We start from the raw sequence: 15,351 nt of genomic DNA, 5'->3' as shown, positions 1-15,351 counted from the left end.
GAACCCACGGAGTTCGCCCATGTCCGCACTTCCCACGGTTCTCGCCGCCATCGACCAGGAGCTTGAGGCCAGCCTTGCCCGGCTGATGGACATCCTGCGTGTTCCATCGATCTCGGCCGATCCCGCCTATAGGGCGGACTGCCGCAAGGCTGCGGAATGGACGGCGGCTGAACTCAAGACCATTGGCTTCGATGCCAGGCTGGTCGAGACCTCGGGGCAGCCGGTGGTGGTCGCACATCATCGCCCGGCGGGAGCCACGCGGCATGTGCTGTTCTATGGCCACTATGATGTGCAGCCGCCGGACCCGCTGGAGCTTTGGACCTCATCGCCCTTCGAGCCACAGATCGTGGAGGGACCGCGCGGCCAGCGGATCGTTGCGCGTGGGGCCTCGGACGACAAAGGCCAGTTCCTCACGTTCGTCGAGGCGGCCCGCGCCTGGATGACCACCGCCGGCAGCCTTCCCTGCGCGGTCACGGTGATGATCGAGGGGGAGGAGGAATGTGGAAGTCTCAGCCTTCCCGACTTCTTCAAGACTCACGGCGATGAGATCAAGGCAGAGATCGCGCTTGTCTGCGACACCAACCAGTGGAACGAGGACACCCCCGGCATCACGACCACCCTGCGGGGCTTGCTCTATGAGGAGGTGGTCGTCACCGCCGCCAATCGTGACCTGCACTCGGGCCTTTATGGCGGACCGGCGCTCAATCCCATCAATGCGCTGACCCGGGCGCTCGCGGCTCTTCACGACGAGAACAACAGCGTCGCGGTTCCGGGGTTCTATGAGGGCGTGCCGGAACTGCCCGCCGATGTGGCGGCAAATTGGGAAGGGCTGAACTTCGACGTCGCGAGCTTCCTCGGCGCCGTGGGCCTGACCTCTCCCGCCGGCGAGAAGGACCGCACCGCCCTGCAGCAGCTCTGGTCGCGGCCGACCTGTGACATCAACGGCATCGTGGGCGGCTACATCGGCGAAGGCTCCAAGACGGTGATCCCGAGCAAGGCCAGCGCCAAGGTTTCCTTCCGCCTTGTCGGCACCCAGGATCCGGAAAGGATCCGCGACAGCTTCCGCAGCTTCATCCGAAGCCAGTTGCCTTCCGATGCCACAGTGGAGTTCCGTAATTTCGCCTGCGCCGCCGCCCAGCAGCAGCCCCTGGATGGCAGCGACCTGCGTGCGTCCGCCCGGGCCCTCAAGGAGGAATGGGGCAAGGACACCGCGCTGATGGGCTGCGGTGCCTCCATCCCGATCGTTGCCGATTTCAAGCGAGAGCTTGGCATGGATACCCTCCTCATCGGCTTCGCGCTGGAAGATGACGCCATTCATTCGCCCAACGAGAAATATGAGCTGACGGCCTTCCACAAAGGCATCCGTTCATGGGCGCGCATCCTGGAAGCACTGGCCAAGGCATGAGCCACCGCATCCTGCGCGCACGCGACCGGATCATCAGCCTCGATCGCACCTTGGTCATGGGGGTGGTTAACGTCACGCCGGACTCCTTTTCCGACGGCGGCCGTTATGCGAGCCATGATGCCGCTGAAGCCCGTGCGCTCGCTCTCGCGGCTGAAGGTGCCGATATTCTGGATCTCGGAGGGGAATCCAGCCGCCCCGGGCATATGCCCGTTGCCGCCGAGGAGGAAATCGCCCGTGTGGTTCCGGTTATCGGGCGGCTGGCGGAGAGAACTCATGTGCCGCTCTCGATCGACAGCTGGAAGGCCTCCGTCGCAGAGGCTGCCCTGGCAGCCGGCGCTGATATTGTGAACGACATCTGGGGTTTCCAGCGGGATCCTGATATCGCAAGGGTGACCGCCGACCAGAAGGCGGCTTGTGTTCTCATGCACAATCGGCTGGCGGCCGATGCCGGGATTGACATCATGGAAGACATCATCGGCTTCCTCTCGCGCTCGGTGGAGATCGCCCTCAAAGCCGGCGTTGCCGAGGACAGGATCGTGCTCGACCCCGGCATCGGCTTCGGCAAGACCATGGACCAGAACCCGGTCGTGATCACCCGGCTCGACAGGCTGATGGCGCTTGGCTATCCGGTTCTCGTGGGCGCCTCGCGCAAGCGGTTTATCGGTCATCTGACGGGCCGCAATGATCCCGATGACCGCTTGGCCGGAACGCTGTCGGCTCATGTGGCGGCGGCGCTTTCCGGCGCCCATATCATTCGGGCCCACGATGTGGCCGCGCATCGCGACGCACTCACGGTCGCCGACGTAATTTCGATGAGGACCACATGACCGATCGCCTTGCTATCACCAATCTCGCGATCTTCGCCCATCACGGCGTCTACGGTGGCGAAAACGAGATTGGACAACGGTTCTTCATCGATGTCGCCGTCGATACGGACATTCGGGAGGCTGCCCGCACGCGCAGCCTGGCAAAGACCATCGATTATGCCAGACTTGCCGAAGTCATCACCCAGGCCTTCCTTGAGAAGAACGAGCAGCTTCTCGAAACGGTGATCGAGCGCATCGCGACGCGCGTCCTCGAGACCTTCGACCTTGCCCGAGCTGTTGAGGTGACCATACGCAAGCCGAGCGTGCCCATCGACGCTATCGTCGATCATGTCTCCATCACGATCCGGCGCAGCCGGGATGCCTGAAGCGGCGATTGCCTTCGGCTCCAACCTTGGTGACCGACGCGGCACCCTGATCAAGGCGCTGGCACTTCTTGAGGCGGACGACGCGATCCGCGTTCTCCACATATCGCCCTTCTATGAGACCGAGCCTTGGGGCGATCCCGATCAGGAGCGCTATATCAACGGCTGCATCCTGGTGGAGACCGAGCTTTCGCCGAGCTCTCTGCTCCAGCGATGTCTTAAGGTGGAAACGAGCCTCGGGCGTGTTCGAGATCCCGCCCGGCGTTATGGCGCCCGTACGATCGATCTCGACATCGTGTTTTACGATGATCTGAGGGTGGACCAGCCCGATCTCGTGCTTCCGCATCCCCGCCTGTTCGAGCGGGCATTCGTCCTGGTGCCGCTGATGGATGTGGCAGGGGACCGCGAGATCGCCGGCCGGCGCCTTTCCGAGGCTCTGGAACAGCTTGATCTTTCCGGCGTTCAGCTGTGGGAGGGCTAGGATGAGCGAAGACACCCTGATCACCGGCGGCTGCCAATGCGGTGCGGTTCGCTACGCTTTCTCCGGCAGTTTCGAGGCCATGGTCTGCCATTGCCGCATGTGCCAGCGCGCGAGCGGCGGCCCCTATATGGCCTATGCGACACCCTCACGGGAGCGCTTGCGGTGGACGCAGGGGAACCCCGGGCGTTACCAAAGTTCCGACAAGGCCGAGCGGCTTTATTGCCGGGCCTGCGGCACTCCACTTGCCTTCCGTAATCTCGCCCGGGGCACCGTCGATCTCACCGCGGGCAGCTTGGACAATCCTGAACTGGCGCGACCCAGCTGGGCGCTGGGAATCGAAAGCAAGCGTTTCTGGGTCGATCACGTCGGCGAGCTTCCCGGCCGCACGACGACGGATTGGATGGCGGATAATGAGGCGCCACCACAATCATCGACGCCGGACAAGATCTGACTGCCGATATCAGGCGACAGGGCCTGCGCCAATGTCTGCTGGATGTGAGAGGCCGAGCAAGGCTTGTCCAGCCAAGCGAACGGCCCGATGGCTGCGGCACGCTCACGCGTTCCCTGGTCGTCCTCACTGGAGAGGAAGATCACCTTGGTGCCCTGTTCGGCCATGATCTCTTCAGCAGCGGCGATACCGTCGCGCCGTCCGTCCAGCCGCACGTCCATCAGCACGATATCAGGGTGGCTGTCACGAGCCATGCGGCACGCGTCATCGGCCGTCACAGCTGGCCCCACCACCTCATACCCGAGCGCCGCCAAAGTATCTGCAAGATCGAGCGCCAGTATAACTTCGTTCTCAACGATCAAAATGGCCGGCATCGCACATACTCCACAAACGATGCTACACTTGATTCCTTCACGAAGGACTAGTGGTTCAAGCGCGGAGAGCCCCCGTATTGTTCCCTATTTATCCGGTTTAATGTAAAATTGTTGGGATTATGGTTTATAAATACTTTCAGGCGGAACCATCGGTGCTCCGCTGAGGCTAGAGCCGTCACGCGCCAGAATCGGGGCCCATTACTGTCACGTCGAGATCCGTGACCAAGCCGTTGGCGATGGAATAAACCCAGCCGTGGACAGCCAGTTCCTGTCCTCGTGCCCAGGCATCCTGCACGAAGACGTCGGCCGCCACGTTCTTCACCTGGTTCATCACGTTGAGTTCGCACAAGCGGTCCAGCCGGGCGCGCTGATCGGCAATTGCGTCCAGCTCGGCTCGATACGCCTGATAAACCTCGCGGATTGGATGCAGCCAATGATCGACGAGACCACGCCGCTTACCGTCCACCGCAGCCGCGATGCCACCACATCCGTAATGGCCGACGACCAGGATGTGCTTGACCTTCAAGACGTCGACGGCGAACTGCAGCACCGAGAGATAGTTCGCGTCCTGCGGAGGCGCCAGGTTTGCGACATTGCGGTGGACAAACATCTCGCCCGGGTCGAGACCGACAATCTCATTGGCGGGGACCCGGCTATCGGAACATCCGATCCAGAAATATTCGGGTGCCTGCTGACCGACCAGCCGCTCGAAAAAACCGGCGTCAGCCGCGATTTTTTGCGCGGCCCAGTTGCGGTTGTTATCTTTCAAATGCTTGAGCATCGGCTTGCCTCATAGCGCCTCCCGCGGCGGCGCACAAGGAGGGAAAAGCTGTCTGCGGCAACCGGAACCCGGAAGCCCCGGCTGGGGTTTTGAGCGACAGGCGAAATCATAACAGCCGGAGATGAAGATGGACGAGAACGAACGCATCCGCCAGAGAGCCCATCAGATTTGGATCGAGGAGGGTAAGCCCGAAGGCCGGGCTGAGGACCATTGGCAGATGGCTCGGCAACTTGTCGCCATCGAGGACGCCCCCGGCGACGATCTAAAACCCAACCCGCTTACCGAACCGCATTCCGATGAAGCCCCCGTCGAAGAGGCCAGCATCCAGGAGAATCTGGGAGAGTTTCCGACCCTGACCGACCAGGGCGAAGAACAGACGGTGCCAAAGCCCCGATCCAAAAAGAGTTCTGGCAAAGCCAGCGACAAGGCCTCCGGCAGCAAGAAGACCCGCCAGAAAACCTAAACGTTGGCGGCGGCGATGGCAGCCCCTTCGGCGCCCTCACCCTGCCCGCTCAAGAAATCGCGGCACAGAGCGTCGAGGCGCACCCGGTCCGACGCCAGACGTTCGACCGCGACCCATCTGTTCCAATCCGGCCCAATGCTCCACCCAGGCTGATCGATGCGCGACAGGGGCAGCCTGTAGTGAAAGACAGGGCGCGGCCGTATCTTCTCCCACGGCAGCGCCGCCCGGACCTGTGCCTCGTCAACGAACAGGAACAGCGGCAGCAGGTCGAGGCTGCGTTGGCGGGTGGCGTTCTGCGCCAGATGTTCGCGCATCAGGTCGGGCAATGACGGCCAGTAGTCCGGTGACAGCACCTGGGCCACATAGGCGGGCGGAAAAGGCGGGGGCATCCGAGGAAGATATCGGTTGCGGCCGCCGAGAACCGACGTGCGCAGAGCGCCCTCGAGCAACAGGAAGGCTTTCAGGACACTGGCGATGCTCTCCCCCGCCAGGGATGGTACCTCCGGATTGAAATGAAGCCCGAACTGCCGCCAGCCGAAATCGCGCGTGCCGCGCGCGCCGAGGCTTCGCAGCTCGGCCGCGATGCGGTCGATGCTGGTCAAACGCTCGGGCGTCAGCGGCGCCGTCACGAGTTCGGTCGGAATAGCCCAGCCGGCATATCGGCCGAAGAGATCCGCCGTGCGCTCGCTCAGCCGCAGCGACAGCTCATGGCCGTATTTCGCTGGGTGGGCATGACGCACATCAAGTTCCACCGTCACAGAGCCGATGGCTGTGCCGACCACGCGGAAGGCATGAGCGCTCTCGGTCACCACCTCGCCGCCCACGGCGGATACCAGGCTGTCGGCCGCCGCTCGCGGCGTCAAACCACCGAACTCCAGTTCAACACCTACCCCTCGAGGACGGCCGTCAAAGGTCAGAGGCGTGGGCAGGGCATCGAACATCATCACCGCACTTACATAGATACGGGGCAATGCGTCCACAACGCGGGGATCGGACCAAAAAGAAACCGCTGCGGCGAGAGCCCAGCGGTTTCGGTAGTTCTGTGACCGTCAGCGCACAGGGCCTGGCTCATGCCCCCCGTTTACCCCGCCTGCCCTATGTCCTCAGGTGACTTGCAGCGGGCACCTTGTGCTGGTCTTCGCGCCGGGCTTGTTGCTTCAGCCCTTCGCAAAGGCGCCGGCGAATCATCACCGAACGCTTTACAATTTACATGTTTACACAACTGTCATCAATGCCAGCGCCGTCGTCCATTGGTCGTAACTGCTTGGTTAACAGGACCTTTCCACAAGGTTTCCTCTTAGTGGAGGGAACTTCCACGCGGTGACGCGCTTTTAGCAAGCTCAGCCACTCCAGCCAGCGGACCTTGTCTTTCATGCATGGGATCGACGACGGCGCCCCTTTGCCGCTTGGCGCAACCTTCGACGGCAAAGGGGTGAACTTCGCCCTGTTTTCCGAACACGCAACCCGGGTAGAACTCTGCCTGTTCGAAGCCAATGGAAAACGTGAGATCGCACGCATCGCTTTGCCCTGCCGCACCGAAGACGTCTGGCACGTTTATGTGGAGGGCATCGCGCCAGGCCAGCTTTACGGCTACCGGGTCTACGGCCCCTATGAACCGCAGCACGGCCACCGCTTCAACCACCACAAACTGTTGCTGGACCCCTACGCGCGCCAGCTGTCGGGGAAATTTCGCTGGCACGATTCGCTGTTCGGCTACCGGGTCGGTTCTCCGCGCGCCGATCTCAGCTTCGATCGGCACGATAGTGGCCGGGTCATGCCGAAATGCGTGGTTGAGGATACCGCCCATTCCTGGGGCGACGACCGGCGCCCCTGCCGCCGTTGGCAGGACACGGTTATCTATGAAGCGCATGTCAAAGGGCTGACCGAAGCCCATCCCACGATCCCGCCCGCTATCCGGGGCAGCTACGAAGCGCTCGGCCATCCCGCGATGATCGAGTACCTCGTGAAGCTGGGCATTACCGCCGTCGAGCTGCTGCCGATCCACTCCTTCGTGGATGATCGTTTCCTGGTGGAAAAGGGGCTGAAGAACTACTGGGGCTATTCCACCATTGGTTATTTCGCGCCGGAACCCCGCTACCTCGGCCCGGCGGGCGTCAATGGGTTACGCGCCGCGGTCCGCTCGCTGCACGATGCCGGCATCGAGGTGCTGCTCGACGTGGTCTACAACCATACGGCTGAGGGCAGCCAGATGGGTCCCACGCTGTCGTTCCGCGGCATCGACAACAAAAGCTATTACAAGCTTTCGCCTGAAAACCCTCGGTATTGCTACGACACCACTGGCACCGGCAACACGCTCAACGTCAGCCATCCCAGAGTGCTGCAGATGGTGATGGATTCGCTGCGCTATTGGGTCGAAAAATATCACATCGACGGCTTCCGCTTCGATCTCGCCACCACCCTTGCCCGCGATCCTTACGACTTCGATCTGGGTTCCGGCTTTCTTCAGGCAATCCGCCAAGACCCGGTGCTGAACCGCGTGAAGCTCATTGCCGAGCCTTGGGACGTGGGCGACGGCGGCTACCGCGTCGGCGGTTTCCCAAAGGGCTGGAGCGAATGGAACGATCAGGTGCGCGATCCGGTTCGTGCGTTCTGGCGCGGCGATCTCGGCCAGTTACCCGCACTCGCCCATGCGCTGGCTGGTTCGGCGGAGATCTATCGCGCCTCCGGCCGGCATCCCTGGGCAAGCATCAATTATGTCTGTTCGCACGATGGCTACACGCTGCACGACCTGGTCAGCTACAACCATCGCCACAACCAGGCCAACGGCGAAGACAATCGCGATGGCCACAATCACAACCTTTCGTGGAACTGCGGCGTCGAAGGCCCGACCAAAGACCCCAGCGTGCTCGCGCTGCGCGCCCGACAGAAGCGGAACATGCTGGCGACGATCTTCCTGTCTCAGGGCGTGCCGATGCTTCTCATGGGGGACGAGATGTCCCGCACGCAGGGCGGCAACAACAATGCCTATGCCCAGGATAACGGCACGAGCTGGATGGATTGGCAGGCAGGACCGGCGATGGATCCGGACTTGCTAGAGTTCGTGCGCGCATTGATCCGGCTGCGCCAGAAGTACGACGCCTTCACGCGCCGCACTTTCTTCGACGGACAGCAACAGCACGAGACCGGCCTGGAAGATATCTACTGGCTTGCGCCTGATGGCCGGGAGATGGCGGACGAGGACTGGAAGGACGAAAAGAGGCGCGCTCTCGGCATGCAATTCGGCAATGACAGCCGGGACGGCCAGCGCTTCCTGATCCTGATGAACAGCGCACCGGAAAGCATCGACTTCCGGCTTGCCGAAAATCTTCCCGGCGACATTTGGGTAGCAGTGCTGGAAACGAGCCTACCGCGCGGCATCGTAAGAGAAGAGCCCGCGACCTTGGAGCCAGGCCAGAGCATAGTGTTGCGAGGACGCACGCTCGTGTTGTTGCAGCAGGCGCGCCGCGCCCAGGAGGGGAATTGATGCAGCGTCTTCACCGCATGCCATTCGGCACCGAACTTGTTGAGGAGGGCGTTCGCTTCGCGCTTTGGGCGCCATCCGCGCAAGAGGTGGCGCTTGTGCTCGGTGAGCGGACGATCGGGATGCCGGTAGAGGACGGCGGCTGGCGTCGCCTGACCGTGCGGGAGGCCAAAGCGGGCGACCGTTACGCGTTCCGGATCGACGGCAGTCTGAGCATTCCTGATCCGGCCTCCCGCTTTCAGCCTGATGACGTGCATAAGCCGAGCCTCGTGGTCGACCCGACCGCCTATCGCTGGAGCGACAGCAATTGGACCGGCCGCCCCTGGGAGGAGGCCGTAATCTACGAAGTGCATGTGGGAACCGCGACGCCCGAAGGCACCTATGCGGCACTTGCCGGCAAGCTTGAGGAGCTTCGCGACGTCGGCATCACTGTCATTGAGCTCATGCCCGTTGCCGATTTTCCCGGCCGCCGCAACTGGGGCTACGATGGTGTCCTGCTTTACGCGCCGGACGCTGCCTACGGCACGCCTGATGACCTGAAGCGTTTCGTGGATCGCGCCCACTCGCTCGGCCTCATGGTCATGCTCGATGTGGTCTACAACCACTTCGGCCCATCCGGGAATTATCTCCATACCTACGCGAAGAGCTTTTTTACCGAACGCCATCCAACGCCATGGGGCGCGGGCGTCAATGTGGACGGCAAGAACGGCGGCCAGGTGGTGCGCGACTTCTTCATTCACAACGCGCTCTACTGGCTGGAAGAATATCACTTCGATGGGCTGAGGCTCGACGCGGTACATGAGATCCGCGACGATCGCAGCGAACATGTGCTGGTCGAACTGGCGGAACGTGTCCGTACCACCCTTCCCCATCGCGAAATCCATCTCGTTCTGGAAAACGACTCCAATGAAGCAAGCCGTCTCGACCGTGATCCGTCCGGCGAGCCGCGACACTATACGGCGCAGTGGAACGACGACGTGCATCACGCCTGGCACGCACTGCTGACTGACGAGGATGAAGGCTATTATGCCGATTACGCGGACGAGCCGGTACGTTGGCTGGCACGCGCTCTGGCGGAAGGTTTCGCCTATCAGGGCGAGCCCTCGCCCCACCGGGATAATCAGCCGCGAGGTGAGGATTCCACCCATCTGCCGCCGGATGCCTTCGTCGCCTTCCTGCAGAACCACGACCAGATCGGCAATCGCGCTTTTGGAGACCGGCTGTCGGATCTGGTGGCACCGGAAAAGCGCGCTGTTGCCTACGCCGCTCTCCTGCTTGGACCTAATCCGCCCATGCTGTTCATGGGCGAGGATTGGGCTGCCAGCACGCCCTTCCAGTTCTTCGTGGATTTCTCCGATGATCCCGATCTCTCCAAGGCCGTGCGAGACGGCCGCCGCCGCGAGTTCGGCCGTTTCAGCGCCTTTGCCGACAAGACCAACGCGGCCAGGATCCCCGATCCCACACAGGCGACGACCTTCGAGGCCTCCCGCCTGGATTGGAGTGAAGCGGAGAGAGAGCCCCACAAAGGTATCCGCGACGAAATACGCCGGCTACTGGAGCTTCGCCGGCGGCATGTGGTGCCGTTGCTCGCCAGCCGCTTCCTGGACGCGGACTACAGCTTACCAAGGCCCGATGCCTTCGATGTGATCTGGCATTACGAGACGGGCGACCTCCGTTTCACGCTCAACACGGGGCAATCACCCCTCGCCATGTCCGATACCAGGAACGGCTGGACGCTTTTGTGGAAGAGCGACGGCGTCACAATCGATGGCGACAACCTCACACTCCCGCAGTGGGCCGGAGCCATTCTGATGAATGAAGCCGCATGAGCGACCACGACGATATTCTTGCCCGCCTGGCTCTCGCGCTGGGCATCGCCCCCCGCTACCGGGACGCCTTTGGCAATGAGGTAACGGTTCCGGCCGACACGGTACGGGCTCTTCTGACCGCCTTCGGGCTGGATGCGGGCACGTCGGCCGCCGCCGCGCGCGACAGCCTCGAACGTATCGAGCGGCGCCGGCTGGCGCTTCTTGCAAACATGATCGTAGTCGAGGCGGACGAGCCGGTGATCGTCCCTCTCCAGACGGCCGGCGCCCCTGATGGTGTTCTGTGGCGGCTGACGTTCGAGGATGGTGGTGAGCGCGAGGGTCGCGCCGTCGCGGAGTTTTCGGCCGCCGGATTCGTTCTGCGGCTGGATCCGATGCCGGCGGGTTACCACCGGCTGTGGGTCGACGCCGGAGGTGAAACGGCGGAGGCTATGGTTATCGCAGCGCCGGCCATGTGCTGGCAGCCGGATGACGCCCAAAGCGGCGGCAAGCTCTGGGGCACCACCGTGCAGGTCAACAGCCTACGGTCCAGAACGAACCTCGGGATCGGCGACTTTACCGACGTGCGCCGGCTTGCAATCCAGTCGGGGCGCCTCGGCGCATCCTTCGTCGGGCTCAGTCCCCTGCATGCCCTGTTTGGCTCCGACCGGTCGAAATATTCGCCCTACTCGCCCTCGTCACGCCTGTTCCTGGAAACGCTCTATCTCGACCCAGCGCGGGTTCCGGGGTTTAGGGGCAGTACAGCGGAAGGTCTGCTCGCCGCGCCCGCGACGGTCGAAGCCGTTGAAGCACTGCGGCAGGCCACACTTGTGGACCATCGTGCCGTCTGGGACGTGAAGCGGCCGTTGCTGGAAACGCTGTGGTCGGATTTTCAGAAGGCGTCCGATCCGGAATTCAATGCCTGGAGAATCGCTTCAGGCCTTCCGTTGCAGCGGCACGCGATCTTCGAGGCGCTGTCGGAGCATTTCCTGTCTCAAGGCCATTGGTGGCGCGGCGAATGGCCGGTTGCCTTCCATGACCCCGCCTCGGACGAGGTCGCGCAATTTGCAGATGCCCATACCGAGCGCGTCGACTTCCACGCCTGGCTGCAATGGCAGGCCGAGCGCCAGTTGGAACAGGCCGCCGATGCCGCGAAAGGCGCCGGAATGTCGCTCGGCCTTTATCGCGATCTCGCTGTCGGGCCGGATGGGGGCGGCTCGGAGGTCTGGGCTCACCCGGAAAGCTTTGCTGCGGCGCTGTCCGTCGGCGCGCCTCCGGACCCGCTCGGACCCCAGGGGCAGAACTGGGGCCTTCCGCCGCTCAATCCGCTCGCGCTTGAAGACAGCGGCCTGTTGGCCTTCCGTCGTCTCGTTGCCGCCAATATGAAGCATTCCGGCGCGCTGCGGATCGACCATGCTTTCCAGCTGCGGCGGCTTTTCCTCATCCCCTCAGGCGCGCAGGCAAGCGATGGCGGCTATGTCGATTACCCGTTCGAGGCGATGCTGGCGGTGCTGCGCCTGGAAAGCCATCGGCATCAATGCCTCGTCATCGCAGAGGACCTCGGCACCGCTCCCGAAGGTTTCTCGGATGCTATCATGGCGTCCGGCATCCTCAGCTATCGCCTGCTGCCGTTCGAGCGAGGGGAAGGCGGCCGTTTCAAGCGCCCGGGCGACTATCCGCGATGCGCCATGGCAGCGGGCTCGACCCATGATCTGCCGACCCTGCGCGGCTGGTGGGCGGCGGGCGATGTGAACATCCGCGAGATGCTCGGCGTCTTCGATCAGCAGAAGGCGGACGAGGAGCGGAGCTCACGTGCCTGGGATCGCGAGAAGCTGACCGAAGCGCTTCACGCGGAGGGCCTCTTGCCCGACAATGAACCGCCGCCGGAGGCGCCGGTCGAGGCGATCACCCGCTATCTCGCCCGCACCGATGCAATGGTGACCGGCCTTCAACTGGAAGACGCCGCCGGCGAGATGAACCAGGCCAATCTGCCGGGCATCAACGAGGGCCATCCCAACTGGCGGCGCCGGCTCAGCATCGATCTTGAGGTCCTGCTCGCCCCGGGCGGCCCGCTCGCCCGGCTTGCTGCGGCCAGTGCGTCCGAAGGGCGCGGCGCCATGCCCGCAGGGGGGCTTCTCGCATCTCCGCCACCGCGGGCGACCTATCGTCTTCAGTTCCACAAGGATTTCACCTTCGACGATGCCGTGGCCATCGTGCCCTACCTCACCCGGCTCGGCATCAGCCACATCCATTCCTCGCCCATCCATCAGGCGCGGCCAGGCTCCACCCACGGCTACGATATCGTGGACCACGCCGCCATCAATCCGGAGCTGGGCGGTGAAGAGGGTTTTCTGAGGCTTTCTGAATCGCTTAAGGCGCATGATCTCAAGCTCATTCTCGACATCGTGCCGAACCATATGGGCGTCGGCGGTGCCGACAATGCCGCCTGGCTGCGTATGCTTGAATGGGGCGAGCTGGCGCCGGAGGCACGTTGGTTCGACGTGGACTGGGGGCGCCTTGGAGCCAACGGCAAGGTCGTCATCCCTTTCCTGGGCGACCGCTATGGCGACGCCTTGGAGAAGGGCGAACTGAAGCTGACGTTCGACCCGAGCGAGGGAAGCTTCAGCGTGCTGCACTGGGAGCACCGCTTTCCGATCTGTCCGCTGGACTACCCGATGATCCTGGAGCGCGCCTTCGCGGCCATGCCGCAAGAGGGGGAGCAGAACGGCGAGCTTTTCGCGGTAACCGAAAGACTTCGCGCCATGGCCGGAGAACGGGAGAGCCGCGGCAGCGATCTTCCCGCCGAGGGCGACGCCCTGAAGAAGCGTCTGGCCGCCATCGCGGCCGCGTCCAACATCCAGGAAGCGATCAATCGCGCGGTGGAGGTCATCAACGGCACCCCGGGCGTTGCGGAAAGCTTCGGCGTGCTCCACCGCCTCCTGGAAGAACAGCCCTACCGCCTGGCGCATTGGCGCATCGCGTCCAGCGACATCAATTATCGCCGCTTCTTCGATATCAATGGCCTTGCCGGCCTGCGCATCGAAGAGCCTGAGCTCTTCGCCAAGGCTCATGAGACGGTCTTCCGCCTCGTCAAGGACGGCCATATTCACGGTCTGCGCATCGATCATATCGATGGCCTCGCCGATCCGGCCGCTTATACCCGTGCGCTGCAGGAGGCGCTCGGACCGGACTTCTACGTGGTGGTGGAGAAGATCCTGGAGCCGGGAGAAAAGCTGCGCGATTGGCCCATCGCCGGCACCACCGGCTACGACGTGCTGAACATGCTCGACGGCGTCTTCGTCGATCATGGCGCAGCCAAGGTCTTCGACAGGCTCTATCGCCGGATGACGGGCCGCGAGGGAAGCTTTCACGATCTTCTGCGCCGGGCCAAGCGTGAGATCCTGGAGACAAGTTTTGCCAGCGAGCTGGAGGTCCTGACCTCGGACATCAAGCGGGTGGCCGACGCCGACCGCCGGACCCGGGATTACTCAGCCAATGCTCTCCGGCGCGCCCTGATCGAGATCATCGCTCGCTTTCCGGTCTACCGCAGCTATCTCGATGCTGGACCCATCGCACCGGAAGATCGGGAGCTGATCAGTGGGACGCTCGTTCGCGCGAAGCGTGCCACCGCCCTGCCCGACACCTCCGTGCATGATTTTATTGGTGCGGTGCTGCTGGACGAGGGCAATACAGAGAACATTCGGGACGCCGCTCTAGTCCAGCGTTTTCGCACGCGGTTTCAGCAGCTCACCGGACCGGTTATGGCGAAGAGCCTCGAGGACACGTTGTTCTATCGGCACGTGCCGCTGATCTCGCTGAATGAAGTGGGCGGCGATCCCAGCCAATTTGGCATGCAGCCCTCGGATTTCCATGCCGCCATGGCTGAACGCGCAGAGGCCTGGCCGCGGGCCATGACGGCTACCGCGACCCATGACACCAAGCGCGGAGAGGATGCCAGGGCCCGCCTCAACCTCCTCTCCGAAATTCCCCGCGAGTGGCTGCGGACGGTGGGCCAGGCGCGCCGTATCTTCGATCGGCATGCGACAGAGCTCGATGGCGAAACCGCGCCCGACGCCAACGACCGCTACCTCATCCTGCAGGGCATCCTTGGAGCCTGGCCAATCGAGCTCATGGATGACCTGGACCTGAGTCAAATCAAGGACTTTCGGGAGCGTATTGAAGGCTGGGTGGAAAAGGCTCTTCGCGAGGCCAAGCGTCATACGAGCTGGATCAATCTGGACGAAGCCTATGAGACCGCGGCGAGGAATCTGGTGCGCGGACTGCTCGATGAGCAATCCGATTTCCTCGAGTCGTTCCAACCCTTTGCGCGGCGGCTTGCCCATGCCGGTGCAATCAGCAGCCTGGCCCGGACGGTCCTGAAATACACCGTTCCAGGCGTGCCGGAGATTTATCAGGGCACCGAGACCTGGGATTTTTCGCTGGTGGACCCGGATAACCGCCGCCCCATCGAGTACGATGCCCGCGAGGAGGGCCTGCATGAACGCGACATCGCCGACCTCCTGTCCCGCTGGCACGATGGCCGGGTGAAGCAGGCGCTGACGGCGCGGCTGCTTGCCCTGCGCGCCGACCTGCCCGAGCTTTTCGCGTACGGCGGTTACAGCCCTCTGGCAGCGAACGGCCCGCTCGCCTCCCACGTTTTGGCGTTCGTGCGGGAAGGCGAAAGCGGCCGTGTGGTCGTTGCCGTGCCGCGGCTGGTGGCGCGTCTGATGGAAGATGCCGACGCTCTCATTCCCTCCATCTGGGAGGACACGACCCTGGCCGTCCCAGCGGGTCGGTGGACAGACGTCCTCAGCGACGCGAACCTGAACATCGGCGATCGCGTTTCGCAGTCATGTGCGGAACTTTTCTCGCGCTTGCCCGTCGCCATTCTAAGGGAGGACCAGCCATGATCGATCGCCTTGAG

The 15,351-nt window shown here is 63.1% G+C and carries 12 protein-coding genes; 9 read left to right on the top strand and 3 right to left on the bottom strand.

What is annotated here, in order from left to right; translation table 11 throughout:
• Positions 1–19 precede the first annotated feature (19 nt).
• The 5 genes from IEV58_RS06440 to IEV58_RS06420 are packed head-to-tail and all read left to right on the top strand — an operon-like array spanning position 20 to position 3,526.
• A complete protein-coding gene (locus IEV58_RS06440; protein WP_188408832.1) occupies positions 20–1,405 on the top strand; it encodes a M20/M25/M40 family metallo-hydrolase in 1,386 nt (461 codons plus the stop codon).
• Positions 1,402–2,232, top strand: a complete 831-nt coding sequence (gene folP / locus IEV58_RS06435; RefSeq protein WP_188408831.1) for a dihydropteroate synthase — start codon at positions 1,402–1,404, stop codon at positions 2,230–2,232. The genes IEV58_RS06440 and folP overlap by 4 nt, the downstream gene beginning before the upstream one ends.
• Positions 2,229–2,597, top strand: coding sequence for a dihydroneopterin aldolase (gene folB / locus IEV58_RS06430; RefSeq protein ID WP_188408830.1), 369 nt, complete (start codon positions 2,229–2,231; stop codon positions 2,595–2,597). The genes folP and folB overlap by 4 nt, the downstream gene beginning before the upstream one ends.
• A complete protein-coding gene (gene folK, locus IEV58_RS06425; RefSeq protein WP_188408829.1) occupies positions 2,590–3,075 on the top strand; it encodes a 2-amino-4-hydroxy-6-hydroxymethyldihydropteridine diphosphokinase in 486 nt (161 codons plus the stop codon). The genes folB and folK overlap by 8 nt, the downstream gene beginning before the upstream one ends.
• Position 3,076: 1 nt before the next feature.
• Positions 3,077–3,526, top strand: coding sequence for a GFA family protein (locus tag IEV58_RS06420; RefSeq protein WP_188408828.1), 450 nt, complete (start codon positions 3,077–3,079; stop codon positions 3,524–3,526).
• Here IEV58_RS06420 and IEV58_RS06415 read toward each other — a convergent pair.
• Together IEV58_RS06415 and IEV58_RS06410 are read right to left on the bottom strand one after the other, a co-directional pair.
• Entirely contained in the window at positions 3,436–3,897 is a 462-nt protein-coding gene (locus tag IEV58_RS06415; protein ID WP_188408827.1) for a response regulator, read from the bottom strand. The two genes, IEV58_RS06420 and IEV58_RS06415, sit on opposite strands and share 91 nt — an antisense overlap.
• Before the next feature lie 175 nt (positions 3,898–4,072).
• Positions 4,073–4,678 carry a carbonic anhydrase gene (locus IEV58_RS06410; RefSeq protein ID WP_188408826.1) on the bottom strand — a complete coding sequence of 202 codons (606 nt, stop codon included), beginning with the start codon at positions 4,676–4,678 and terminating at the stop codon, positions 4,073–4,075.
• Positions 4,679–4,805: 127 nt separating this feature from the next.
• Between IEV58_RS06410 and IEV58_RS06405 the strand changes: the two genes are divergently transcribed.
• The gene (locus tag IEV58_RS06405) at positions 4,806–5,141 is read left to right on the top strand and encodes a DUF2934 domain-containing protein (RefSeq protein ID WP_229729211.1); all 336 of its coding nucleotides are present in this window, start codon (positions 4,806–4,808) and stop codon (positions 5,139–5,141) included.
• On the opposite strand, the gene IEV58_RS06400 is transcribed toward IEV58_RS06405, so the two are convergent.
• Positions 5,138–6,085 (bottom strand): amidoligase family protein, encoded by a 948-nt coding sequence (locus tag IEV58_RS06400; protein ID WP_229729210.1) that lies wholly within the window; start codon positions 6,083–6,085, stop codon positions 5,138–5,140. The genes IEV58_RS06405 and IEV58_RS06400 overlap by 4 nt on opposite strands.
• A gap of 428 nt (positions 6,086–6,513) precedes the next feature.
• On the opposite strand from IEV58_RS06400, the gene glgX reads away from it, so the two are divergent.
• Genes glgX through treY form a run of 3 tightly spaced genes read left to right on the top strand, consistent with a single transcriptional unit; the run spans position 6,514 to position 15,337 of the window.
• Positions 6,514–8,625: a glycogen debranching protein GlgX gene (glgX, locus tag IEV58_RS06395; protein ID WP_188408823.1), complete on the top strand. Its 2,112-nt coding sequence runs from the start codon at positions 6,514–6,516 to the stop codon at positions 8,623–8,625.
• Positions 8,625–10,451, top strand: a complete 1,827-nt coding sequence (treZ, locus tag IEV58_RS06390; RefSeq protein WP_188408822.1) for a malto-oligosyltrehalose trehalohydrolase — start codon at positions 8,625–8,627, stop codon at positions 10,449–10,451. Before glgX ends, treZ begins: the two co-directional genes overlap by 1 nt.
• Entirely contained in the window at positions 10,448–15,337 is a 4,890-nt protein-coding gene (treY, locus tag IEV58_RS06385; protein ID WP_188408821.1) for a malto-oligosyltrehalose synthase, read from the top strand. Before treZ ends, treY begins: the two co-directional genes overlap by 4 nt.
• Positions 15,338–15,351 lie beyond the last annotated feature (14 nt).

It is taken from the genome of Agaricicola taiwanensis (assembly GCF_014635245.1).
Classification (GTDB): domain Bacteria; phylum Pseudomonadota; class Alphaproteobacteria; order Rhizobiales; family Methylopilaceae; genus Agaricicola; species Agaricicola taiwanensis.
Note: the sequence above shows the minus strand (reverse complement) of the source record. Positions and strands in the feature narration are given on the sequence as shown.